24 protein-coding genes are annotated in these 22,255 nt (G+C 72.2%); 7 read left to right on the top strand and 17 right to left on the bottom strand.

All coding sequences use genetic code 11. The features are described 5' to 3' along the window. Positions 1-13: 13 nt before the first annotated feature. From AB0924_RS15030 to AB0924_RS15005, 6 genes are all read right to left on the bottom strand, one after another. Positions 14-595 carry a sugar kinase gene (locus AB0924_RS15030; protein ID WP_366911597.1) on the bottom strand — a complete coding sequence of 194 codons (582 nt, stop codon included), beginning with the start codon at positions 593-595 and terminating at the stop codon, positions 14-16. Next, the gene (locus AB0924_RS15025) at positions 592-1,737 is read right to left on the bottom strand and encodes an ROK family glucokinase (RefSeq protein ID WP_366911596.1); all 1,146 of its coding nucleotides are present in this window, start codon (positions 1,735-1,737) and stop codon (positions 592-594) included. Before AB0924_RS15025 ends, AB0924_RS15030 begins: the two co-directional genes overlap by 4 nt. Before the next feature lie 88 nt (positions 1,738-1,825). Next, positions 1,826-2,629 carry an ATP-binding cassette domain-containing protein gene (locus AB0924_RS15020; protein WP_358936254.1) on the bottom strand — a complete coding sequence of 268 codons (804 nt, stop codon included), beginning with the start codon at positions 2,627-2,629 and terminating at the stop codon, positions 1,826-1,828. After that, positions 2,596-3,636: an ABC transporter permease gene (locus AB0924_RS15015; protein ID WP_358936093.1), complete on the bottom strand. Its 1,041-nt coding sequence runs from the start codon at positions 3,634-3,636 to the stop codon at positions 2,596-2,598. Before AB0924_RS15015 ends, AB0924_RS15020 begins: the two co-directional genes overlap by 34 nt. After that, positions 3,633-4,637, bottom strand: coding sequence for a sugar ABC transporter substrate-binding protein (locus tag AB0924_RS15010; protein ID WP_366911595.1), 1,005 nt, complete (start codon positions 4,635-4,637; stop codon positions 3,633-3,635). Before AB0924_RS15010 ends, AB0924_RS15015 begins: the two co-directional genes overlap by 4 nt. 236 nt (positions 4,638-4,873) lie before the next feature. Next, complete coding sequence (locus tag AB0924_RS15005; RefSeq protein ID WP_359546744.1) at positions 4,874-5,611, bottom strand: GntR family transcriptional regulator; 738 nt, start codon at positions 5,609-5,611, stop codon at positions 4,874-4,876. Between the two features lie 130 nt (positions 5,612-5,741). Between AB0924_RS15005 and AB0924_RS15000 the strand changes: the two genes are divergently transcribed. Then, a complete protein-coding gene (locus AB0924_RS15000; protein WP_366911594.1) occupies positions 5,742-6,764 on the top strand; it encodes a Gfo/Idh/MocA family oxidoreductase in 1,023 nt (340 codons plus the stop codon). A 22-nt stretch (positions 6,765-6,786) separates the two neighbouring features. On the opposite strand, the gene AB0924_RS14995 is transcribed toward AB0924_RS15000, so the two are convergent. Beyond that, positions 6,787-7,977, bottom strand: coding sequence for a cytochrome P450 (locus AB0924_RS14995; protein ID WP_358936099.1), 1,191 nt, complete (start codon positions 7,975-7,977; stop codon positions 6,787-6,789). A gap of 264 nt (positions 7,978-8,241) precedes the next feature. On the opposite strand from AB0924_RS14995, the gene AB0924_RS14990 reads away from it, so the two are divergent. Further along, positions 8,242-8,637 (top strand): ribonuclease domain-containing protein, encoded by a 396-nt coding sequence (locus AB0924_RS14990; protein ID WP_366911593.1) that lies wholly within the window; start codon positions 8,242-8,244, stop codon positions 8,635-8,637. Positions 8,638-8,951: 314 nt separating this feature from the next. On the opposite strand, the gene AB0924_RS14985 is transcribed toward AB0924_RS14990, so the two are convergent. After that, positions 8,952-9,752, bottom strand: a complete 801-nt coding sequence (locus AB0924_RS14985; RefSeq protein ID WP_366911592.1) for an alpha/beta fold hydrolase — start codon at positions 9,750-9,752, stop codon at positions 8,952-8,954. Positions 9,753-9,754: 2 nt separating this feature from the next. Continuing rightward, a complete protein-coding gene (locus AB0924_RS14980; RefSeq protein ID WP_358936105.1) occupies positions 9,755-10,126 on the bottom strand; it encodes a hypothetical protein in 372 nt (123 codons plus the stop codon). 188 nt (positions 10,127-10,314) lie between these two features. Between AB0924_RS14980 and AB0924_RS14975 the strand changes: the two genes are divergently transcribed. Beyond that, positions 10,315-10,548 carry an MbtH family protein gene (locus AB0924_RS14975; protein WP_358936107.1) on the top strand — a complete coding sequence of 78 codons (234 nt, stop codon included), beginning with the start codon at positions 10,315-10,317 and terminating at the stop codon, positions 10,546-10,548. 29 nt (positions 10,549-10,577) lie between these two features. Here AB0924_RS14975 and AB0924_RS14970 read toward each other — a convergent pair whose 3' ends face one another. From AB0924_RS14970 to AB0924_RS14955, 4 genes are all read right to left on the bottom strand, one after another. Next, on the bottom strand, positions 10,578-10,868 hold the full coding sequence (locus AB0924_RS14970) for a hypothetical protein (RefSeq protein ID WP_358936109.1): 291 nt from the start codon (positions 10,866-10,868) through the stop codon (positions 10,578-10,580). Positions 10,869-11,111: 243 nt separating this feature from the next. Then, the gene (locus AB0924_RS14965) at positions 11,112-12,020 is read right to left on the bottom strand and encodes a DMT family transporter (RefSeq protein WP_358936111.1); all 909 of its coding nucleotides are present in this window, start codon (positions 12,018-12,020) and stop codon (positions 11,112-11,114) included. Positions 12,021-12,154: 134 nt separating this feature from the next. Next, on the bottom strand, positions 12,155-12,763 hold the full coding sequence (locus AB0924_RS14960) for a dihydrofolate reductase family protein (RefSeq protein WP_358936113.1): 609 nt from the start codon (positions 12,761-12,763) through the stop codon (positions 12,155-12,157). 74 nt (positions 12,764-12,837) lie between these two features. After that, on the bottom strand, positions 12,838-13,650 hold the full coding sequence (locus AB0924_RS14955; RefSeq protein ID WP_366911591.1) for an AIM24 family protein: 813 nt from the start codon (positions 13,648-13,650) through the stop codon (positions 12,838-12,840). A gap of 101 nt (positions 13,651-13,751) precedes the next feature. Between AB0924_RS14955 and AB0924_RS14950 the strand changes: the two genes are divergently transcribed. Next, positions 13,752-14,504 (top strand): SDR family oxidoreductase, encoded by a 753-nt coding sequence (locus tag AB0924_RS14950; RefSeq protein WP_366911590.1) that lies wholly within the window; start codon positions 13,752-13,754, stop codon positions 14,502-14,504. A gap of 188 nt (positions 14,505-14,692) precedes the next feature. Here the strand turns inward: AB0924_RS14950 and alc are convergent, their stop codons facing one another. Further along, complete coding sequence (alc, locus tag AB0924_RS14945; protein WP_366911589.1) at positions 14,693-15,808, bottom strand: allantoicase; 1,116 nt, start codon at positions 15,806-15,808, stop codon at positions 14,693-14,695. A gap of 55 nt (positions 15,809-15,863) precedes the next feature. Further along, complete coding sequence (gene allB, locus AB0924_RS14940; RefSeq protein ID WP_366911588.1) at positions 15,864-17,201, bottom strand: allantoinase AllB; 1,338 nt, start codon at positions 17,199-17,201, stop codon at positions 15,864-15,866. 273 nt (positions 17,202-17,474) lie between these two features. Between allB and AB0924_RS14935 the strand changes: the two genes are divergently transcribed. Beyond that, positions 17,475-18,269, top strand: a complete 795-nt coding sequence (locus AB0924_RS14935) for an IclR family transcriptional regulator (protein WP_366911587.1) — start codon at positions 17,475-17,477, stop codon at positions 18,267-18,269. Positions 18,270-18,352: 83 nt separating this feature from the next. On the opposite strand, the gene AB0924_RS14930 is transcribed toward AB0924_RS14935, so the two are convergent. After that, positions 18,353-18,667, bottom strand: coding sequence for a DUF5955 family protein (locus AB0924_RS14930; protein WP_358936125.1), 315 nt, complete (start codon positions 18,665-18,667; stop codon positions 18,353-18,355). Positions 18,668-18,796: 129 nt separating this feature from the next. Here AB0924_RS14930 and AB0924_RS14925 point away from each other — a divergent pair, with 129 nt between their 5' ends. Further along, the gene (locus AB0924_RS14925; protein WP_358936127.1) at positions 18,797-19,408 is read left to right on the top strand and encodes a nucleotidyltransferase family protein; all 612 of its coding nucleotides are present in this window, start codon (positions 18,797-18,799) and stop codon (positions 19,406-19,408) included. Positions 19,409-19,592: 184 nt separating this feature from the next. Beyond that, on the top strand, positions 19,593-21,218 hold the full coding sequence (gene aceB / locus AB0924_RS14920) for a malate synthase A (RefSeq protein ID WP_366911586.1): 1,626 nt from the start codon (positions 19,593-19,595) through the stop codon (positions 21,216-21,218). A gap of 48 nt (positions 21,219-21,266) precedes the next feature. On the opposite strand, the gene AB0924_RS14915 is transcribed toward aceB, so the two are convergent. After that, entirely contained in the window at positions 21,267-22,181 is a 915-nt protein-coding gene (locus AB0924_RS14915; protein ID WP_366911585.1) for a HipA family kinase, read from the bottom strand. Positions 22,182-22,255 lie beyond the last annotated feature (74 nt).

The following is a 22,255-nucleotide window of genomic DNA, read 5'->3' as shown; positions in this document are numbered from 1 at the left end:
GCCCGGGGCCGGGCTACGGGACCGTGCGGGAGACGACGTACACCATCGGGAAGTTCGGGTCGGCCATGTTCACGAGCACGTCCTGGGTGGGCGCCGGGTTCTTCTGCGGATGGGTCAGCCCGAACCACGGGCCGGGCCCGGTGAAGTTCCAGCCGGAGACCTTCCGGTCGCGGGCGCTGATCGGCTTGACGTCCTTCTTCAGCTCGTCCCGGCGTACGCCCATGGCGCCCAGGAAGCTGTCCAGTCCGGCGTTGTTGGTGCGGAACTGTATGTACAGTCGGCTGGTCTTCCAGTTGTTGGTCTCGTAGTAGGCGATGTAGTCGGCGGGGTGCGGAACGGCCACCTGGTAGAGGCGTCGCTGCACCTTGGAGGGGAAGCCCGGGGCGAGGCCGGTCGCCGAGTACTTCGCCTCCTTGTCCTTGCCGCTGCTGCGGCTCTGGTTGGCGGAGATCACCAGGTAGCCCGCCGGGACGCCGATGAGCAGCACGATGATCAGCAGGGTGAGCACCCTGCGTTTCGCCTTGTGGCGGGGGTCCTCCACGGCCCGGCGCGGCTCGTCCGGCGGCGCGGCCTGGTGCGGCAGTGATGTGGTCATGCGGTGTCCTGGTCGCGGCGGGCCTGCGCGTACCGCTCGTAGCGCTCGTAGCGTTCCACCCGGCGCCGCTTGGCCCGCCGGAACCGGCGGGCGACCAGCCGGGCGAGGTCGGCGGCGCCCACCATGCCGGCCTCGGGGCCGAGCTGGGCGCGGGTGATGCGGGCCTCGGGGCGGTAGCCGCGGCCGGTGAGGTGGCGCTTGAAGGCGTCCCGGGCGGGGCCGATGAGCAGGTCGTCGGCGGCGCTGACGCCGCCGCCGATCACGAAGCAGGACGGGTCGAGGGCCGCCGCGAGGTTGGCGATGCCGACGCCGAGCCACTGGCCGATGTCCTGCAGCAGCTCCACGCACATGGCGTCGCCGTCGCGGGCCAGCTCGGTGATCATCGGGCCGGAGATGTCGTCGATGGCGCCCTTGACGTGCTCGATGATCCCGTAGGCCACCGGGGAGTCGGCCGCGGCCAGCTCCTTGGCCTCGCGGACGAGCGCGTTGCCGGAGCTGTACTGCTCCCAGCAGCCGCGGTTGCCGCACGGGCACCGGTGACCGCCGGGCACCACCTGCATGTGGCCGAACTCACCGGCGACGCCGTACTTGCCGCGCTTGACCTGGCCGTCCTCCAGGATGGCGCCGCCGATGCCGGTGCCGAGGGTGATCATGACCAGGTGGTCCTCGCCGCGTCCGGCACCGAAGCGCCACTCCGCCCAGGCGGCGGTGTTGGCGTCGTTGTCCACCAGGACCGGTACGGACAGGCGGCTGGCGAGGCGGTCCCGCAGGGGCTCATTGCGCCAGGACAGGTGGGGCGCGAACAGGACGCGGTTGCGGTCTGCGTCGACCCAGCCGGCGGCGCCGATGCCGACCGCGTGCACGTCGTGCCGGTCGGACAGGTCCAGCACCAGCTCGGCGATGGTGTCCTCGACGACCTTGGGGCTCTTGGACTTGTCCGGGGTCTCCGCGCGGAGCTTCTCCAGGATGTTGCCGTCGGCGTCCACCACGCCCGCCATGACCTTGGTGCCGCCGATGTCGATGCCGACCGTGGGCACGCGGGGCGCGGTCAGGTGCGAGCGGCGTTCCCTTGTCCCGACCGTGCGCAGCACGGGGGCCCGGCGGGAGCCGATGGGGGCGGTGAGGTCGCGGTAGGTGCTCATCGTTGCTCGATTCTGCCTCACCGTGGGGGCAGGTGCCGTACCGGGCGACGGACGGAGGGGGCGTGGGACCGGCGCCGGGCGCGCCCCCTCAACTCCGCTGCAGCTCATGGCGGAGAGCGTCCAGGTCGGACCCTCCCGCCATCTGCCGGGTCAGCTCGTCCAGGGTGATTTCGTCCCTTGTGTGATTGCCCACCATCGTGCCCCGCCGCAGCAGGACGAACCTGTCGCCCACCAGGTACGCGTGGTGCGGGTTGTGGGTGATCAGTACGACGCCCAGGCCCTCGTCGCGGGCCGCCGCCACGTACTTCAGCACGACGCCGGACTGCTTCACGCCCAGCGCCGCCGTCGGCTCGTCGAGGATCAGGACCTTCGCGCCGAAGTGGACGGCGCGGGCGATCGCCACGCACTGGCGCTCGCCGCCGGACAGGGTGCCGATGGGCTGGTCGACGTCGCGCAGGTCGATGCCCATGCGGAGCAGCGCCTCGCGCGTGGTGCGGCGCATGAGGTCGGTGTCCAGGCGCTTGAAGGGGCCGACGCCCTTGCGGGGCTCGGAGCCCAGGAAGAAGTTGCGCCAGACCGGCATCAGCGGAACGACCGCGAGGTCCTGGTAGACCGTGGCGATGCCCCGGTCGAGGGCCTCGCGGGGGGAGGAGAGGGTCGTCTCCTCGCCCTCGATACTCAGGGTGCCGCCGTCGTGCTTGTGCAGGCCCGCGACGATCTTGATCAGGGTGGACTTGCCGGCCCCGTTGTCGCCGAGGACGCAGGTGATCTCCCCGGGACGGACCTCCAGGGAGACGCCTTCGAGGGCGCGGACGGTGCCGTAGTGCTTGCTGACGTCGGTCAGCTCGACCAGAGAAGTCACTTGTTGGCCTCCGCACGCTTGCGGACCCAGGCGTTGAGCAGGGTCGCGAGGAGCAGCATCGCTCCGAGGAAGAACTTGAACCAGTCCGGGTTCCACTCGGCGAAGACGATGCCCTTGCTGGTCATGCCGAACAGGAGCGCGCCGACCGCCGAGCCGACGGCGCTGCCGTAGCCGCCGGTGATCAGGCAGCCGCCGATGACGGCCGCGATGATGTAGATCAGCTCGTTGCCGACGCCCTCGCCGGACTGGACGGCGTCGAAGGAGTAGAGCAGGTGCTGGCCGGAGATCCAGGCGCCGAGGGCCACGCCCATGTAGAGGCCGATCTTCGTCCGGGCGACCGGGACGCCGACCGCGCGGGCCGCGTCCTGGTTGCCGCCGGCCGCGAAGATCCAGTTGCCGGCGCGGGTGCGCAGCAGGATCCAGGAGCCGAGGGCGACCAGCGCGAGCCACCACAGGATGGTGACCTTGAAGTCGACCCCGCCGACGGTGAGGGTCGAGGCGAAGACCGCGTGGGCGCTCGGGAAGCCCTCCATGTCGGCGATGCTCTTGGTGGAGACCGTGTCGTCGATCAGCTTGGTGAAGCCGAGGTTCATGCCGGTCAGCATCAGGAAGGTGCCGAGCGTGATGATGAAGCTGGGCAGTTTCGTGCGGGTGAGCATGAAGCCGTTGAAGGCGCCGATCGCCAGGGTGACCAGCAGCGACACGCCCACACCGACCCAGGTGTTCGCCGTCATCTGGTAGCTGAACATCGACGACACGAGCGCTGACGACGTCACCAGGACGCCGGCCGACAGGTCGAACTCGCCGCCGATCATGAGCAGCGCCACGGGGACGGCCATGATGCCGATGGCCGAGGAGGCGTACAGGACCGTGCTGAGGCTGGTGGCGCGCAGGAAGCCGTCGGCGGCGAAGGCGAAGAAGACGAAGACGGCGAGCGCGCCGACCACCGAGCCCAGCTCCGGGCGGGCGAGCAGTTTCCGCAGCGGCGAGCTCCGCAGGAGTCTGTCGTCCGCCGTCTGTTCGAGGGTGGCGTTCATCGGGTGCCCCGCTCGGTGTACTCGGCCAGCGCGGCGGCCTGGTCCTTGGTGACGATCTGCGGGCCGGTGAGCACGGGCCGGCCGCCGCCGAGGACGTCGCCGTTGTACTTGTACAGCCACAGCAGGTCCACGGCCTGGTAGCCCTGGAGGTAGGGCTGCTGGTCCACGGCGAAGCCGAGGGTGCCGTCCGCCAGCTCGGCGGCGACCTTGGCGTTGAGGTCGAAGGTGTCGATCTCCGCCTTGCTGCCCGCTCCCTTCTTCGCCTGCACGGCGGTGTCGGCGTAGGGGGCGCCGAGGGTGACGACCGCGTCGACGGAGGCGTCCGCCTGGAGCTTGGCCTCGATCGCTGACTGCGTGTCGGGCATGTTGGTGCCGTTGACGTACAGCTTCCGCACGGTGCCGTGGAAGGTCTTGGCCACGCCGTCGCAGCGCTGCTCGTGGCCGACGTTGCCCTGCTCGTGCAGGACGCACAGGGCCTTCTTCTTCCCGCGCTTGTTCAGCTCCTCGCCGACGGCCTCACCGGCGACGGTCTCGTCCTGGCCGATGTGGGTGAGGGCGCCGAAGGCCTTGGACTGCTCGGACCCGGAGTTGACGGTGATGACCGGGATGCCGGCCTTCTCGGCGCGGGCGACGGCGGCCTTGAGGGCGTCGGGCTTGGCGAGGGTGACGATGATGGCGTCGACCTTCTTGTCGACCGCCGCGTCCACGAGCTGGGCCTGCTGCTGGGCCTCGTCGTCGTGCGAGTACAGGAAGTTGATGTTGTCCTTGACGGCGGCCTGCTTGGCGCCGCTCTGCACGATGTCCCAGAAGGTGTCGCCGTCTCCCGAGTGGGTGATCATCGCGAAGGTCCAGCGGGGGGTGTTCACCGCCGCCCGCCCCTGGGCCGCCGCGGCCTTGCGGGCGTCCTCCGCCCGTTTGCCGCCGGTGCTGCTGCACCCCGCCAGGGACACCGAGAGTGCCCCTGCCAGCGCGATGCCTACCCAGGTCCGAAACCGTGCCACGAGGCCGTGCCCTTCTTGCCGTGTCCGTCCGTACGCAAGGGGCCGGCGATCATCTCGGCGGCCCCGAACACTCCAGTATCGAACACGGGGAACACCCGTGACACCGCCGGGAGGCCCCTGCCCGTCACCTTGTCCGGACATTGCGACGTGACACGGGGCGGATGATCACGGCCGTCCCGGCCCGGCGTTCACCGGAGTGCGGGCCGGCGCCGCGGGCCCGCGCGCGGGCCGGCGGCTCAGGGGCGTACCAGGAGCTGGAACTCGAAGGCGTAGCGGCTCGGACGGTAGGTGTGGTCGCCGAACTCCACCGCGCGGCCGGTGTCGTCGAAGGTGGTGCGCCGCATGGTGAGCAGCGGGGCGCCCTCCGCCTCGGAGAGCCGCTCGGCCTCGGCGGCCGTGGCGCCCCGGGCGCCGATGGACTGGCGGGCGCTGTGCAGGGTGATCCCGGCGGAGCGCATCAGCCGGTACAGGCCGGTGGCCTCCAGCCGGCCGGTCTCCAGGTCGAGCAGGCCGGGCGGCAGGTGGTTGATCAGGTACGCCATCGGCTCGCCGTGCGCGAGGCGCAGCCGCTCCACGTGGTGGACGTCGCTGCCCTCGGGCACGCCGAGCGCTGCGGCGATCTCGGCGGAGGCGGGCACGACGGTGTTGACCAGGACCTTGGTCTCGGGCCGCTGCCCGGCGGCCTCCAGATCGTCGTAGAGGCTGCTCAGTTCCAGGGGGCGCTTGACCTGGCTGTGCACGACCTGGGTGCCCACGCCCCGGCGGCGGACCAGCAGGCCCTTGTCGACGAGGGACTGGATGGCCTGGCGGACCGTGGGCCGGGACAGGCCGAGCCGGGCGGCCAGCTCGATCTCGTTGCCCAGCAGGCTGCCGGGCGTGAGCCTGCCGTGCTCGATCGCGGCCTCGAGCTGCTGGGAGAGCTGGAAGTACAACGGCACCGGGGAACCGCGGTCCACACGGAGGTCGAGCGACACGGCCGGGTCCACAACTGGTTTGGGCACGGGCTCGAGCGTAGCCGCGTGCCCGGATGACGGGAAGTCGTGTAGTCCGGTTGTCCGGACATTGCGATTGACAGGGCCCGGGGTCCGCCCTCACTTTGTTTCCATGCGCATCGGGGTCATCGGTACGGGCCGCATCGGCACCATTCATGCGAACACGCTCAGCCGCAGTCGCGAGGTCGGGTCACTGATCCTGACCGACGCCAACCCGGCGCGGGCACAGGCGCTGGCGCAACGGCTTGGCGAGACGGCGGCGCCGGGGGTCGACGAGATCTTCCGGTGGGGCGTGGACGCGGTGGTGATCACCACGGCGACGGCGGCGCACGCCGAGCTGATCGGCCGGGCGGCCCGGTCCGGCCTGCCGGTCTTCTGCGAGAAACCCATAGCGCTCGACCTGCCGGGCACGCTGCACGCGCTCGCCGAGGTCGAGGCGGCGGGCACGGTGCTGCAGATGGGTTTCCAGCGGCGCTTCGACCCGGGCTACACGGGCGCCCGGGATGCGGTGCGCTCGGGCCGGCTCGGGCGGCTGCACACCGTGCGGGCGACGACCTCGGACCAGTCCCCTCCCCCGCCGGAGTGGCTGCCGCTGTCCGGCGGGCTGTTCCGGGACACCCTGATCCACGACTTCGACGTGCTGCGCTGGGTGACTGGCCGCGAGGTGACCGACGTGTACGCGGCCGGCTCGGACGCCGGGCCGCCGATGTTCCGCCAGGCCGGGGACGTCAGCACGGGCGGGGCCCTGCTCACCCTGGACGACGGCACGCTGGCCACGGCGACGGCGACCCGGCTGAACGGCGCGGGGTACGACGTCCGGATGGAGCTGGCCGGGGAGCGGGACACGGTCGTGGTGGGCCTGGACGACCGTACGCCGGTCGCGTCCACCGAGCCGACCGGGCCGCCGGCCGCGTCCAGGCCCTGGACCGGGTTCCTGGAGCGGTTCGGGCCGGCCTACGAGGCCGAACTGTGCGCCTTCGTCGAGGTGCTGCGCGGTGAGCGGCCCAACCCGTGCGACGGCCAGGAAGCCCTGCAGGCGCTACGGATCGCGGAGGCCTGCGAGGTGTCCCGGCGCGAGCGCCGCCCGGTGCGGCTGCTGGAGATCCAGGACCGGGTCCAGCCGTCGTACGGCTGAACCCGGGCCGCTCACGCGCGGTTCACCAGCGCACGGGCAGGCCGCGCATCCCCCGCATCAGCATGCCCGGCAGCCACTCTCCCGGGGAACCGTCGAGGGCTAGACCGGGGGCGCGCTCCAGGAGGGTGCCGATGGCGATCCGGCCCTCCAGACGGGCCAGGGGCGCGCCCAGGCAGTAGTGGACGCCGTGGCCGAAGGCGAGGTGGCCGCGGGCGTCGCGGCGGATGTCGAACCGGTCCGGGCCGGCGAAGCGGTCGCCGTCGCGGCCGGCGGCGGTGAGTCCGATCATCACCGACTGGCCCTTCTCGATCACCGTGCCGGCGATCTCCAGGGATTCGGCGGCGTACCGGTACGTGCCGGTCTCCACCGGGCCCTCGTAGCGCAGCATCTCCTCGACGGCGCCGTCCAGGAGGCCCATGTCGGCGCGCAGGGCGGCGAGTTGGCCGGGGTGGGTGAGGAGGGCGTGGACGCCGTTGCCGATGAGGTTGACGGTGGTCTCGTGGCCGGCGATGAGCAGCAGATAGGCCATGCCGCTCAGTTCGCGTGAGGAGAGCCGGTCGCCGTCCTCGGCGGTGGTGCGGATCAGGTCGCTGAGCAGGTCGTCGGTGGGGCCGGCGCAGCGCTTGTCCTCGATCAGGTCCCGGAGGTACCGGGCGAGGGCGACGACCGCGTCGTACTCCGTGTCGGCGCTGGTCGGTGCGACGACTTCGGTGGAGATCCGGCGGAACTCCGCGCGGTCCATGTCCGGGACGCCGAGGAGTTCGCAGATGACGGTGAGGGGCAGCGGGTAGGCGAGCGCCTCGATGAGGTCGGCGCTGCCGCGCGGCAGCATCTCGTCCAGCAGGTCGTCGGTGATCCGCTGGATCCGGGGGCGCAGCCGCTCCACCCGGCGCATGGTGAACGCGCGCGTGACCAGGGAGCGCAGCCGGGTGTGCTGGGGCGGGTCGGTGACCAGCAGGTACTTGCCGATCTTCTCCTCGTCCAGCATGGGCGAGCCGATCCGGGCGGTGTCCTTGGCCAGCCGGGGGTCGGCGAGGGCGGCCCGCGCCTCCTCGTACCCGACGACCAGCCAGGTCAGCTGGCCCGTGTCCGCCCCGCCGAGCCGTACCCGGTGCACGGGACCCTGCTCGCGCAACTTCGCGTAGTACGGATGCGGGTCCGTGCGGAACGCGTCCCCGAACTCCCTGAGATCGATCACCGGTTGCCTGTCCATCGCTCCCCTTCCGGACTCCCCCGAGGCGCACCGGGGACGTCCCCCGGTGCGGTGTGTGCAAGGTGCCAACGCGCGGGACGGGCGCTCAGTGCCCGTCGTCGTCGAGAAGTCCCGCGTCGTACGCCGGCAGGGCTGTCCGGATCTGGCTGCCGAGGCCGAGCTCGGCGAAGAGGCGTCAACTCGCGCAAATTTCACGTGACTTCACGGGAAACTCCGCAGGTTTGTCATTGACATGCCTGGCTCTACGCGCGTCATCATGAAGGCATGCGATTCCCCCCACGCGCATCTCGTATCACCGTCGCCGCCGCCGCGCTGTCCGCCCTCCTCGTGGGTGGCACCGTCTCCGCCACCACGGCGGACGCGGCGGCCGCCTCGGTCGGCAGCATCTGTTACGGCGACCTCCCCTCACAGGCCCACGACACGCTCGGCCTGATCGACAAGGGCGGGCCGTTCCCCTACTCGCAGGACGGAACCGTCTTCCAGAACCGGGAGAACGTGCTGCCGAGTCAGCAGAGCGGCTACTACCACGAGTACACCGTCATCACGCCGGGCTCCCCCACGCGCGGCGCACGCCGGATCGTCACCGGCGAGGAGAAGCAGGAGGACTACTACACCTCCGACCACTACGCCACGTTCGACCTCGTCGACTTCGGCTGCTAGGCCGCACCTCCCTCGCCCGTACGGCGACGGCCTTGTACGGCTCGTCGTTCAGGGCCGTGAGCCGCACCGTGTCCGGCGTCGCCCGGTCCCGCTCGCGCATGATCTCCTGCGAGGCGCGCAGGATCGGCGCGGCGCCGGGGCCGCCGTGCACGACGACGGGGGCCGGGTGGCCGCCGCAGGGCCTGCCGGTCATCCGGTGCCAGGTGGAGGCCGCGCGGCACGTGGTCGCGGAAGGGCACCCGTCCTTGGTGCGGGACACCTTGGCCGTCGCCGGCATGGCGCCCATGTCCAGCGCCCGGGTCGGGACCAGGCGCTCAGGGGTGCCCCAAAGCGCTCTGGCCGCCCACCACTTCGGGGCGGTACCGGCCGGCCAGGTGGTCCCGCAGGGTCCCGCCGATCACCTCGACGACCCGCGCGCCCTGACTCTCCAGGTAGAAGTGGCCGCCCTGGAAGAGGCGGACGGAGCCGCCGGCGGTCGTGTGCCCGTGCCAGGCGCGCGCCTCCTCCTCGGTGGTCCGGGGGTCGTCGGTGGCTGCCATGACCACGATCGGGGCATCGATGCGGGCGTCCGCTTCCGGGCGGTAACTCTCGATGGCGCGATAGTCGTTGCGGAGCGGGGGCAGCACCAGCTCCAGCAGGTCCGGCTCCGTGAGCACCCGGGCGTCCGTGCCGCCCATGGCGCGCAGTTCGGCGACGAGAGCGGCGTCGCCGCGCCGGTGCACGCCGTCGTCGTGGACCCGGCTGGGGGCTCGGCCGCCGGAGGCGAACAGCAGCGCGGGGGCCGGGTGGCCGTCGCGTTCGAGCCGGCGCGCGACCTCGAAGGCGACGACCGAGCCCATGCTGTGCCCGAAGAACGCGACCGGTCCGCGCATGTGCGGTTCGATCACCGTGTGGATCGCGTCGGCCAAGGCGTCGAGGCTGGGCACCAGCGGCTCGCCGTAGCGGTCCTGGCGCCCCGGGTACTGCACGGCCAGGATGTCGAACTCGGGTGTCAGTGCCTTGGACATCGGGTGGTAGTAGCTGGCCGAGCCGCCGGCGTGCGGGAAGCAGAACAGCGTGGCCCGCGGGGCGTGCGCCGGATGGTAGCGGCGGAACCAGAGGTTCTGCGCGGACATCGTCACGTACTCACCTTTCGGGAAGGGCCGTGGAAGAGGCCCAGTCGTCGGCGAAACCGCGCGCGATCGCCCGCGCCGTCCGCCCGAGGTCCGAGCCGGCAGGCGGCGAGCAGCAGTCCGGGCGTGGCCAGGGTGTTGCTCAATTCGTCCTCCGGGGCGGGGAGACGGGTCGCGTCGAGGACTGCGGCGTCCTCGTACCGCACCTCGACGTCAGGATAGGACAGCGGCACGGCGACCGGCTCGGGGTTCATCCGCGCCAGGCCCTCGGCCGCGATCGGGGCGCCCGAGAGGGCCACGCACACGTCGGCGCCGGCCGGGGCGGTACCCAGCGGGCCGGGCAGCGCGCCTGAGTTGGTCGTGGACCCGGCAGTCATGCGGACTTCGTTGACGGTCCTGACGCGGTTCGGTCCGGCTTGGCGCGGCCTGACCTAGACTCAGCGTGCCCGCGGTCCCATCGACCACGATTCCAACCGACCACGTTTCGGCCGGACTTCGATTCGGCCGACCATTCCCGCCGAACCCCTTCACTCGGACAATTCACACCATCCTGCGGAGAGGCATCATGAGCGTGAACCCATTCGACGACGAGTCCGGCCGGTTCTTCGTGCTCGTCAACGACGAGGAACAGTATTCGCTGTGGCCGGCGTTCGCCGAGATTCCCAAGGGCTGGCGGGTCGTGTTCGGCGAGGAGGTCCGGGCCGAATGCCTGGACTTCGTCGAGAAGAACTGGACGGACATGCGCCCCAAGAGCCTGCGGGTGGCCATGGCGGCCGACAGCGGCGGCGCCGTCGTCTGACCGCCCGGTCGCCGGGGGCCCGGGTCGCCTCATCCGGCCCGGACCGGGCCTCCGTCGGCCGCGGCCCCGGTTCCCCCGCAGCGGCCGACCTCGGGGCACGGCTGGTCGATGACGCCGCCGGCGAGGGACCGCTCGTCCGCCGATCCCGTGGCGCTCAGCGCACGCACGCCGTCCCGGACGGCGCCGTCGAGGAACTCGTCCAGCAGCCGGGTCCTGCCGCTCGCCACTCCCCCGCTGACCGGGATCAGCCGGCCCGGACCCGTGCGGCCCTCGGCCAGTCGCTCCCGCAGGAACGCGAGCGCCCCTTCCGGTTCCGTCACCGTGGTCCCGGTCGAGGGAACGCGCGTCGCGCTGTCACTGCCCGTCTTTCCGTACACCCTGGAACCCCGTCGCTCCTCCGGGAAACCCCCGATTCCCCGCGCCCGATGAGGGGATGACGCCAATGGACGGCCGACGTTCCCGGATCGGCCGGCGGCTGGCAACTTCCGCACCTGACCGCTCCGTTGGCGGGGGTTGCGCGCCCGTCGGAGGGCCGAGGGCGGCAACGGGCGGCGCGCGGGACGTCAGTCCGCCGCCCGGCGGCCCCAGGCGGTTCCGCCGAGCACCAGTACGCCACCGACGACGCCGAGCGTCCCCAGCCGTTCCCCGCCGAGGGCGATGCCGGCCGCCGCGGCCCACAGCGGCTCGGTGCCCAGCAGGAGGCTGACCCGGGACGGCGAGCTGCGGCGGACCGCCCACATCTGCACGAAGAACGCGAACAGCGTGCACAGGGCCGAGAGGAAGAGCAGACCGGCCCACTCGCGCCGGCCGAAGCCGGCCGCGGCCTCCCATGGTGCCGGGCCGCCGGCCCCGGCGGACAGGGCCGCGAAGACGACGACCGCGGTACCGAGCTGGACGGTGGTGAGCGGAAGGGCGCCGGCGCCGCGGACGGAGCGGAGCCGGGACATGACGAGGACGTGCAGGGTGCGGACGAGCGCGGCGAGCAGCATCAGCAGGTCGCCCTGGGACGGCCGGGTGAAGCCGCCGCCCTGGGTGAGCAGTACGACGCCGAGCACCGACAGGGCCGCGGCGCCGAGGAAGGCGGCGGTGGGCCGGGTGCGGGTGACCGCGGCCTCGGCGAGCGGGGTGAAGATCATGGTGAGGCTGATGATCAGACCGGCATTGGTCGCCGAGGTGTGCACGACCCCGTACGTCTCCAGCAGGAAGACGCCGCTGAGGATCAGCCCGAGCAGGGCCGCTCCACGCCACTGGGCGCCGGTCAGGGCGCGCAGGGAGCGCAGTCCGGCGGCACCGAGCACGGGCAGGACCACCGCGAACCGCAGCACGAGGACGGCGAGCACCGTGCGGGCGGTGGTGATGTCCTTCGCGGCGAGGTAGCTGGCGCCCCAGCACACCGCGACGAGCAGCACGGGCAGGTCGGTGTGCCAGGCGCGGCGGGGCGCGAGGGCGCCGGGTACGGCGATCGACGACATCGGGGCGGCTCTCCCGGTCTTCCGAGGGGGTGCGCAGACGTCGGCGGCTCGCACGGGGCGCGATCACCGTACCGGCGGGACGATCTTCGGGCCAGGCCCCTGCCGCCGGGGTGCCCCCTGGCCTCCCGGGGCGGTCAGAACGACCCGTACTCGGGGCTGCCCAGCAGGTCGTAGCTCTGGATGGAGACGCCCGAGGAGGTGACGCGGCCTCCGGTGTGCCCGAAGCGGGTGGGGACGGCGCCCTCCGTGAAGAGCCGGCGGCCGGCGCCGAGGACGACCGGGAAGGTCAGCAGGTGCAGGGTGTCGACCAGCCGCAGGTCCAGCAGGGAGCGGACCAGGGCCCCGCTGCCGTGGATCTGGAGTTCGCCGTCGGTGCGCTCCTTCAAGGCGGCCACCTCCTTGGCGAGGTCGCCGGAGACGACGGTGGTACCCGACCACTCGGGTGCCTGGAGGGTGGCGGAGACGACGTACTTGGGCAGGGCGTTGAGCGGGCCCGCGACCGGGTCGGCGGGGTCGGTCTTCCTGGGCCAGTAGGAGGCGAAGATCTCGTACGTGCGGCGGCCGAGCAGAAAGGCTCCGGCCCGGTCGAAGGACTCGGTGACGAACCGGCCGAAGTCGTCGTCGCCGTACGGGAAGCTCCAGCCGCCCTGGCCGAAGCCGCCGCTGGTGTCCTCCTGGGGGCCGCCGGGCGCCTGGTACACGCCGTCGAGGCTGACGAAGACGGTGGAGACGAGCTTGCCCATGACGGGTGCCTTCTTCCGGGTGCGGGGGCTGTTGTCATGAGGTCGGACCCCGCCCGCACCCGGAACTCATCGGTTCAGCCGGTGTGGGTCGAGAACAGTCCACCGGTCGGGCCCTGCTTGTCGCCGCCCTGGGCCTTCTTCAGGGCGTTGGCGAGGCTCTCGATGGTGAGGGACTGGAGGATCACCCGGCCGTTGCCCTCCAGGGTGGCCAGGGACAGGCCCTCGCCGCCGAACACGGCGTTCATGATGCCCTGCCGGTTCAGTCCGCCGACGCGCTGGACGCCGTACTGGATGCCCTCCTCGAAGGCGACGACGCAGCCGGTGTCGACCTCGACGCGGCCGCCGAAGTCCGCCGGGTTCAGGTCGATGAAGTTGCCCGCTCCGGCGATGATCACCGTGCCGTGCCCGGTGAACTTCTCCAGGACGAAGCCCTCGCCGCCGCTCATGCCGGTGCGGCCGCCCTGGAAGGCGATGCCGAAGTCGACGCTGGACTCGGCGGCCACGAAGGCGTCCTTCTCGGCGAACCACGCGCGCGTGCCGTCCAGCTCCAGGGCGCGCATCTCGCCGGGCAGCACGCCCGCGAAGCCGACGGTGCCGTCACCGCCCTGGGAGGTGAAGTACTGGAAGGCCAGGGACTCGCCGGCCATCATGCGCTGGCCGACCTGCATGGCGGTGCCCATGGCCTGGCGCAGCATGCCGCCCATGCCGCCGGAGCCGTTCTGCTGCCGGCCGCCGTTGCCCGACGGGCCGGACAGCCGGGTCTCCATGGTCACGTTCGTCGTCTTGAACAGGAACTTCCCGGCCTCGCAGTACACGGTCTGGCCGGGGCGCAGCTTGACGACCGCCATCTGCATGGCGTTGCCGACGATCTCTTGCTGAAGGGTCACGCGGGGAGAACGCGGGAGGTGGAGCGAAGAGTTCCGGGTGTGACGAGGTCGATGTCCGTACACCGCCGGTGAACGGTGCCCGTGACGGCTGGGATGGACGCATGACGACGACGAACGGATCTCTCGGCGGCAAGGTGGCCCTGGTGACCGGCGGCAGCCGGGGCATCGGGGCGGCGGTCGCGCTGCGGCTCGCCCGCGCGGGCGCGGATGTGGCGGTGACCTATGTGAACGGCAAGGAGGCGGCGGACGGCGTGGTGCGCGCCGTGGAGGCGCTGGGGCGCCGGGCGGTGGCGCTGCGCGCGGACTCCGCCGACCCGCGGGAGGCGGCGGCCGCGGTGGGCCGGGCGGCGGAGGCGTACGGCGGTCTCGACGTGCTGGTGAACAACGTGGGCGTGGGTCTGCTGGGCCCGCTGGACACGCTGACCCCGGAGGACGTCGACCGGGTGCTGGCGGTGAACGTGCGCGGGGTGTTCCTGGCGTCGCAGGCGGCCGCCGCGGTGATGGCGGACGGCGGGCGCATCGTCACCGTCGGCACGTGCATGACGCAGCGGGTGCCTGGGGCCGGCGGGACGCTGTACGCGATGAGCAAGTCGGCCCTGGTGGGGCTGACCCGGGCCCTGGCCCGCGAGCTGGGCGGGCGCGGGATCACCGCGAACATCGTCCATCCGGGGCCGACGGACACGGACATGAACCCGGCGGACGGCCCGTACGCGGCGGCGCAGGCGGCGATGACCGCGCTGGGCCGCTTCGGGACGGCCGACGAGGTGGCGGCGACGGTGGCCCATCTGGCGGGCCCGGACGCGGACTACGTCACCGGCGCGGAGTTCTCCGTGGACGGCGGGCACGCGGCCTGAGGCGGCGCGCGGGGCGCACCGGTGCGGTACCCGTGCGGTACCCGCCGGTGCGCCCCCCACGCGCGCGTGCCGCTCAGCCTGCCGCCGCTGCCGGCGCGGGCCGCTGAGCCCGCCGCCGCTGCCCGCGGTGGCACTGGATGCGCGCCCGTGACTGCGGGTACGCGCGCGCGTGGCGACGCGGCGCCCGGTCAGCCGCCGAGTTCCCGGTAGTGGGTGGCGAGGGCGGTGGCGCCCTCCTCGGTCGGGGTGCCGAAGACGCGGAGGCGGGAGATCCCGCCGTCGGGGTAGATGTCCACGCGCGCGTGGGTGCCGACGGCCGGCTCCGGGAGGACGAAGCGGTGGTCGGTGTCGGGCTGGAGGCGGGTGCGGGGCAGGATCTCCCGCCAGTCGCCGTCCTCGCCGTCCCGGACGGACACCGACGCCCAGCCCGCGCTGTTGCCCTTCAGGTACGCCGTGTCGATCTCGACGGCGCGGATCCGCGCCTGGGCGGCCAGCCGGTAGCGGATCCAGTCGTGGCCCCGGTCGCGGCGGCGGCGTGTCTCCCAGCCGTCGTCCATCTTGCGGGAGCGTCCGGGCTGGATGGTGTTGGTGGCCGGGGAGTAGAAGAGGTCGGAGGCGTCCTCGACCCGGCCGCCGTTCTCCAGCGCGACCACGTCGAAGGTGCCGAGCGCCTCGAGCCACCGCGGGTCCGGAACGACCTCGCCGTACACGCGCAGGCGCGCGATGCCGCCGTCGGGGTGCTGGTTGACCCGCAGGTGCGTGAAGCGCTGCTCGGCGGAGACGGCGAAGCCGTTGGCCGCGTGGCCGCCGACCTGGGTGCGCGGGACGAGCGTCGTCCACTTCACGTCGCCGCCCAGCAACTGCTCCGGGGACGGCGACCCGGGCACCGAGGTGCCCTCCACCGAGACGGCCTGCGGGTAGTTGCCGCGGAAGTGGGCGGTGTCGACCACGATCCCGCGGATCACGCCGGGCGCGCCGAGCCGGACCAGCGCCCAGTCGTGGTCCTCGTCCGTCGGCCAGGGGTGCCGGGCGGAGGCGCCACGCCGGCGCCGCGTCTCCCAGCCGTCCATGATCTTGCCCTTGTGCCCGAAGTGCTCGGGGTCGAACTCGGCCCGCTCGGGCACCAGCAGGTTCTCCCGCTGGGCGAAGAACTCGTCGTTGGCGGCGATGACACCGGCGCCGAGCCGCCGGTCGGCGAGGTTGGCGTACTGGGTGAAGGGGAAGTCCGCGGTGCGGTAGTCCGCGTAGGGGTCGCCTCCTCCGTAGGGGTTCGCGTCGCCGGTGAAGCTCGCAATCGCCGTCACTGTGATCAGGGTTTCCTTTCGGTGGTGGGCCGCCGCGGTCGCGGGGGCCGGGGCATCAGGGGGTACGGGTCAGCAGTCGGCCCTTCGGTTCGGTGAACTCGCCGTCGGCGGCGATGCGTTCGCCGCGCAGCCAGGTGGACTTCACCACGCCGTGCAGGGTGCGTCCGGCGTAGGCGGTGACCCGGTTGCGGTGCTGCAGACCGGCCGGATCGACGGTGAAGGTCTCGTCGGGGGCGAGCACGGCGAAGTCGGCGTCGCGGCCGGCCTCGATGGCGCCCTTGCGGGTCAGGCCGGCCAGGGCGGCCGTCCGGGTGGACATCCAGCGGACGACGTCCTCCGGGCCGTGCCCGCGCCGGCGGGCCTCGGTCCACACGGCGGGCAGGCTCAGCTGGAGGCCGGAGATGCCGCCCCAGGCGGTGGCGAAGTCGGCCGTCTTCAGGTCGGCGGTGGAGGGCGAGTGGTCGGTGACGACGCAGTCGATGGTGCCGTCGGCGAGGGCCTGCCAGAGCAGGTCCTGGTTGGCGGCCTCGCGGATGGGCGGGCAGCACTTGAACTCGCTGGCGCCGTCCGGGACCTCCTCCGCGGTCAGGGTGAGGTAGTGCGGGCAGGTCTCCACCGTGAGGCGCACGCCCTCGGCGCGGGCGGCGGCGATCAGCGGGAGCGCGTCGCCGGAGGAGAGGTGAAGCACGTGCACGCGCGCGTCGAGGCGTTTCGCCTGCGCGATGAGGGCGGCGACGGCCGAGTCCTCGGCGTCGCGCGGGCGGGAGGCGAGGAAGTCCGCGTACCGGGGGCCGCCGTGCTGCGGGGCGGCGGCCAGCCGGTGCGGGTCCTCGGCGTGCACGATCAGCAGGCCGTCGAAGCCGGCGATCTCGCCCAGGGCGCGGGCGAGCCCCTCCTGGTCGAGGTGCGGGAACTCGTCGACGCCGGACGGGGAGAGGAACGCCTTGAAGCCGAAGACGCCGGCGTCGTGCAGCGGGCGCAGGTCCTTCACGTTGCCGGGCAGGGCGCCGCCCCAGAAGCCGACGTCGATGTGCGCCTTGTCGGCCGCGACCTCCTGCTTGACCCGCAGGTTCGCGACCGTCGTGGTCGGCGGCAGGGAGTTGAGGGGCATGTCGACGAGCGTGGTGATGCCGCCGGCCGCGGCGGCACGCGTCGCCGTCCAGAAGCCCTCCCACTCCGTGCGGCCGGGGTCGTTGACGTGCACGTGGGTGTCGACCAGGCCGGGCAGCAGCACGTGGTCGCCGAGATCCTCCAGGCGGGCCGCGGCCGGTACTTCGGCGTCGTACGGCAGTACGGCCGTGATGGTGCCGGCGGACACGGTGACCGTGGCGGCCCGCGTCCCCTCCGGTGTGATGACGCGCGTCGAGCGCAGCACCAGTTCAGCGTCGGACACCCGGACCCCTCTCTCTGCCGCCGTTCACGCCCAGGAAACGGGATTTACATCCACGTAACGGACTTCAACGTTCTGTTGAAGGAGTCTTCACTCCCGCCCTCCCGCCGTCAAGGGGCACACTTCTGGACAGCGTCGCGGGGTCAGTAGCTCTGGACGTTTCCACAAAGCGGAATTAGAATTCCGTTGAGCAGAACGTAGCTACGTACAAGCAGGGAGTCAACCGGCCGCCGGGTAGGCTTCTGCCCTCCCCGCCAGCCCCGAAAGGAACGTGCCGTGCCGACGTCCAGCGCCAGCACCACCGACTCCGCCAAGTCCTCCGCCGGCGGCGGGGTCCAGTCCCTGGAGCGTGCCTTCGATCTGCTGGAGCGGATGGCGGACGCGGGCGGCGAGGTCGGCCTGAGCGAGTTGTCCGCGACCAGCGGGCTGCCGCTGCCCACCATCCACCGGCTGATGCGCACCCTGGTGGCCTGCGGCTACGTACGCCAGCAGCCGAACCGCCGGTACGCGCTCGGCCCGCGGCTGATCCGGCTCGGCGAGTCCGCCTCCCGGCTGCTCGGCACCTGGGCGCGGCCCTACCTCGCCCGGCTGGTGGAGGAGACCGGCGAGACGGCGAACATGGCCCTGCTGGACGGCGACGAGATCGTCTACGTCGCCCAGGTGCCGTCGAAGCACTCGATGCGGATGTTCACCGAGGTGGGGCGCCGCGTGCTGCCGCACTCCACCGGGGTCGGCAAGGCCCTGCTGGCCGGCGTCCCCGACGACGAGGTCCGCGCCCTGCTCTCCCGCACCGGCATGCCGGCCGCGACGGAGAAGACCATCACCACGCCCGACGGTTTCCTGGCGGCGCTGGAAGAGGTGCGCCGGCAGGGGTACGCGGTGGACGACAACGAGCAGGAGATCGGCGTCCGGTGCCTCGCGGTGCCCGTGCCCGACTCCCCCACGGCGGCCGCGATCTCCATCTCCGGACCGGCCGGCCGGGTCACCGAGGCCGCGACCGAGAAGATCGTGCCGGTACTCCAGGGCATCGCGGTGGAACTGTCCGAGGCCCTGGCGAGTTCCGGGGCCTGAGCCTCCCGCCCCGTACGGTCCGGGTGCCGGCCACCAGCAGCCGGCACCCGGCGTCGAGGGCGTCGTGGACGGCCGGGGGGGGCTCACCTCCCCGGCGGTTCACCGAACAGGTCCACCGCCGCCCGGACCTCCGTCAGACCGCGCGCCAGCGCGCTGACCGAGCCGATCGCGCCCGCGATCAGTAACAGGGAGCGGCGCAGGCGGGGCGTCTCCGGGATGCCGCCGGCGGCCATCGCCGCGAGTGCGGCCAGCTCGTCCTCGGCTATCCCCCGGTCATGGAAGTCCGCCGGGTGCGCGGCGAGTTCGCGGCGCAGCCGGGACACCGCGGTCCGCAGTTCCGCCACTCTCACGTCCTCGTCGCCGCCGGTCACCGGCCTCTGCTCCAAGCTCCGCGACACAGCCCTCCCCCTCACACGCCGTCGTGCGCGGGTCAGTAAACGCCACGCCGTCCGTGAGCGCCACCACGCGGACCGAAATTCAGCCCAAGGGGCCCGGCCGGCGCGGCCCGCGTCGGGTATGCAGGACGCATGAAGGACAACCGGGACGGACACGAGGAGCAGATCGCCGGGCTGCTGCTGGCCGCGGGCGGCGGCAGACGGCTCGGCGGGCGGCCCAAGGCGCTGCTGGAACACCGGGGGCGGCCCCTGGTCGAACACGCGGTCGGAGTGCTGCGCGCGGCCGGGTGCGGACGGATCCATGTGGTCCTCGGCGCGGCGGCGGACGACGTCCTGGACCGGGCGGACCTGAGCGGCTGCGTCACGGTCCGCAACCCCGACTGGGCCGAGGGCATGGGCTCGTCGCTGCGCACCGGACTCCGCTCACTCTCCGGTACGGGGGTGACGGCGGCCCTGGTGAGCCTGGTCGACCAGCCGGGCATCGGGCCGGCCGCGGCGGCCCGGGTGCTCGCCGCGTACGAGGACGAGAACTCGCTGGTCTCGGCATCCTACGACGGCTTGCGCGGGCATCCTGTGCTGTTCGGCGCGGCGCACTGGGCGGACATAGCGGCGTCCGCCACCGGCGACCGCGGGGCCCGCGCCTACCTGCGGGAGCACGCGGCGGCGCTCCGGCTGGTGGAGTGCGCGGACGTGGCCGAGCCGTACGACATCGACACCGAGGCGGACCTGAGCCACCTTGAGTGAACGGGGTGGCACCGAGCGCCACCTTGCCTCGACCCGGAGATTCTCGACATCAACAAACCATTGAAGTTCCACAATGAGGAAACTACTATCCACTGTTCAGAAGCGCCCGATCGCGCAGCGGGCGCGAATCGTCCATTTCGTGCCACTTGGCACCCGGTGCCACCGCTGAAGGAAGTGACAGCTCATGTCCGCACCAGCGCCGTCTCCGCTGGCCATCGTCGACGCCGAGCCCCTGCCCCGGCAGGAGGAGATCCTCACCGAGGCGGCGCTCGCCTTCGTGGCGGAGCTGCACCGGCGGTTCACCCCGCGCCGTGACGAACTCCTCGCCCGCCGCGCGGAGCGCCGCGCCGAGATCGCCCGCACCTCGACCCTGGACTTCCTCCCGGAGACGGCGGCCGTCCGCGCGGACGACTCCTGGAAGGTCGCCCCGGCCCCGGCCGCGCTGAACGACCGGCGCGTGGAGATCACCGGCCCCACCGACCGGAAGATGACCATCAACGCGCTCAACTCGGGCGCGAAGGTCTGGCTCGCCGACTTCGAGGACGCCTCCGCGCCCACCTGGGAGAACGTGGTCCTCGGCCAGGTCAACCTGGTCGACGCCTACACCCGGAACATCGACTTCACGGACCCCGGATCCGGCAAGTCCTACGCCCTGCGCCCCGACGGGGAACTGGCCACGGTCGTCATGCGCCCGCGCGGCTGGCACCTGAACGAGCGTCACCTCGTCGACGCCGAGGGCAGGCCGGTGCCCGGCGCGCTGGTCGACTTCGGCCTGTACTTCTTCCACAACGCCCAGCGGCTGCTGGACCTGGGCAAGGGCCCGTACTTCTACCTGCCGAAGACCGAGTCGCACCTCGAAGCACGCCTGTGGAACGACGTGTTCGTCTTCGCGCAGGAGTACGTGGGTGTCCCGCAGGGCAGCGTCCGCGCCACGGTCCTGATCGAGACGATCACGGCGGCGTACGAGATGGAGGAGATCCTCTACGAACTGCGCGACCACGCCTCCGGGCTGAACGCGGGCCGCTGGGACTACCTCTTCTCCATCGTGAAGAACTTCCGCGACGGCGGCCCGAAGTTCGTCCTGCCGGACCGCAACGCGGTGACGATGACCGCGCCGTTCATGCGGGCGTACACCGAACTCCTCGTCCGCACCTGCCACAAGCGCGGCGCGCACGCGATCGGCGGCATGGCTGCGTTCATCCCCTCCCGGCGCGACGAGGAGGTCAACAAGGTCGCCTTCGAGAAGGTCAAGGCGGACAAGGACCGCGAGGCCGGCGACGGTTTCGACGGCTCCTGGGTCGCCCACCCCGACCTGGTCCCGATCGCCATGGAGTCCTTCGACAAGGTGCTCGGCGACAAGCCGAACCAGAAGGACCGGCTGCGCGAGGACGTCCACGTCGAGGCGGCCGACCTGATCGCCGTCGACTCGCTGGACGCCAGGCCGACGTACCCCGGTCTCGTCAACGCCGTCCAGGTCGGCATCCGTTACATCGAGGCCTGGCTGCACGGGCTCGGCGCGGTCGCCATCTTCAACCTGATGGAGGACGCGGCCACCGCGGAGATCTCCCGCTCGCAGATCTGGCAGTGGATCAACGCGGGCGTCGAGTTCGAGAACGGAGAGAAGGCCACCCCGGAACTGGCCCGCAAGGTCGCCGCGGAGGAACTGGCCGCCGTCCGCGCGGAGATCGGCGAGGAGGCCTTCGCGGCCGGTCACTGGCAGCAGGCGCACGACCTGCTGCTCCAGGTCTCCCTCGACGAGGACTACGCCGACTTCCTGACCCTGCCGGCGTACGAGCGGCTGACGGGCTGACGGGGGCCGGCCGCCCCGGTGGCCCCGGCGACTTGCCGGGGCCACCGGTCAGCCGAAGTGCGCCGCCCCGTCCTGCTCCACTCCCGGCCTGCCGTGCAGGTCGGGCACGTGCTTGAGCCAGTCGGGGCGGCCCGCTTGCGTCCTTGCCGCGCGGGCGGTGTCCTCGGCCGCCAGTTCCGCCCGGCTCGGGAAGTCGGTCGGCAGCCAGTCGGCCGACAGCCGCACCCGCTGCAGGAGGTAGTCGACATAGGCGGCCCGGACGTCGTCGGGGGCCGCGAAGCCCGCGTCCTCGGCCAGCCAGGCGTCCGGCACCTCGGCGACGATCCCGCGCAGCAGTTCCTCGGTCACCCGCGGCGCCAGTTCCGCGTCGGCGGCCCGGACGTCGGGGCCGTACTGGCCGAGGGCATGGTGACGGAAGTCGTACCGCTTGCCCGGCGTGGTGGTGTCCCAGCGGTGGTGGAAGACGAGGGCGGCTCCGTGGTCGATGAGCCACAGGCGCGGCGGCACGACGCCGAGGGTGGGCCACACCATCAGGTTGGAGCTGTGCACCGTCCGGTCCACGTTGACGGTCAGCGCGTCCAGCCAGACGATCCGGCCCGCCTCCAGCGGGTCCACGGCGAAGGACCTGGCGATCTCCGGGGTGAAGTCGGCGGCGCCCGGCAGATAGTCCATGCCGAGGTTGACGCCCACGCTGGCACCGTGCAGCTCCCGGACCTCCTGGTGCGGCTCGTCGGTGGCGATCGCCGGGTCGAAGTGGACGAGGACCAGTTCGGGGAAGCGCAGACCCAGCGCCCGCGCGAGTTCCCCGACGATCACCTCGGCGACCAGCGCCTTGTGCCCCTGCGCGGAGCCGGTGAACTTCACGACGTACATGCCGAGGTCGTCGGCCTCGACGACACCGGGGACGGAGCCACCGGAGTGCAGGGGTGCCACGTAGCGGGTCGCGGTGACCTGTCTCATCACTTGTCAGGACCTAACCGGTTGTCTGCCTTCCCCTGCATGGTAACCAAGGGTGACAGCCGGGGAGGGAGGCCCGA

It is taken from the genome of Streptomyces sp. NPDC047869 (assembly GCF_040704065.1).
Classification (GTDB): Bacteria; Actinomycetota; Actinomycetes; order Streptomycetales; family Streptomycetaceae; genus Streptomyces.
Note: the sequence above shows the minus strand (reverse complement) of the source record. Positions and strands in the feature narration are given on the sequence as shown.

Bases quoted from the DNA above. Each gene is read 5' to 3' on its own strand.
- AB0924_RS14925 (WP_358936127.1), top strand. From the start codon at position 18,797: ATGAAGGACAACCGGGACGGACACGAGGAGCAGATCGCCGGGCTGCTG.
- AB0924_RS14990 (WP_366911593.1), top strand. From the start codon at position 8,242: ATGCGATTCCCCCCACGCGCATCTCGTATCACCGTCGCCGCCGCCGCG.
- AB0924_RS14965 (WP_358936111.1), bottom strand. From the start codon at position 12,020: ATGTCGTCGATCGCCGTACCCGGCGCCCTCGCGCCCCGCCGCGCCTGG.
- AB0924_RS14980 (WP_358936105.1), bottom strand. From the start codon at position 10,126: ATGACTGCCGGGTCCACGACCAACTCAGGCGCGCTGCCCGGCCCGCTG.
- AB0924_RS14960 (WP_358936113.1), bottom strand. From the start codon at position 12,763: ATGGGCAAGCTCGTCTCCACCGTCTTCGTCAGCCTCGACGGCGTGTAC.
- AB0924_RS14950 (WP_366911590.1), top strand. From the start codon at position 13,752: ATGACGACGACGAACGGATCTCTCGGCGGCAAGGTGGCCCTGGTGACC.
- AB0924_RS15030 (WP_366911597.1), bottom strand. From the start codon at position 595: ATGACCACATCACTGCCGCACCAGGCCGCGCCGCCGGACGAGCCGCGC.
- AB0924_RS15000 (WP_366911594.1), top strand. From the start codon at position 5,742: ATGCGCATCGGGGTCATCGGTACGGGCCGCATCGGCACCATTCATGCG.
- AB0924_RS14975 (WP_358936107.1), top strand. From the start codon at position 10,315: ATGAGCGTGAACCCATTCGACGACGAGTCCGGCCGGTTCTTCGTGCTC.
- AB0924_RS14995 (WP_358936099.1), bottom strand. From the start codon at position 7,977: ATGGACAGGCAACCGGTGATCGATCTCAGGGAGTTCGGGGACGCGTTC.
- AB0924_RS14985 (WP_366911592.1), bottom strand. From the start codon at position 9,752: ATGTCCGCGCAGAACCTCTGGTTCCGCCGCTACCATCCGGCGCACGCC.
- aceB (WP_366911586.1), top strand. From the start codon at position 19,593: ATGTCCGCACCAGCGCCGTCTCCGCTGGCCATCGTCGACGCCGAGCCC.
- AB0924_RS15025 (WP_366911596.1), bottom strand. From the start codon at position 1,737: ATGAGCACCTACCGCGACCTCACCGCCCCCATCGGCTCCCGCCGGGCC.
- AB0924_RS15015 (WP_358936093.1), bottom strand. From the start codon at position 3,636: ATGAACGCCACCCTCGAACAGACGGCGGACGACAGACTCCTGCGGAGC.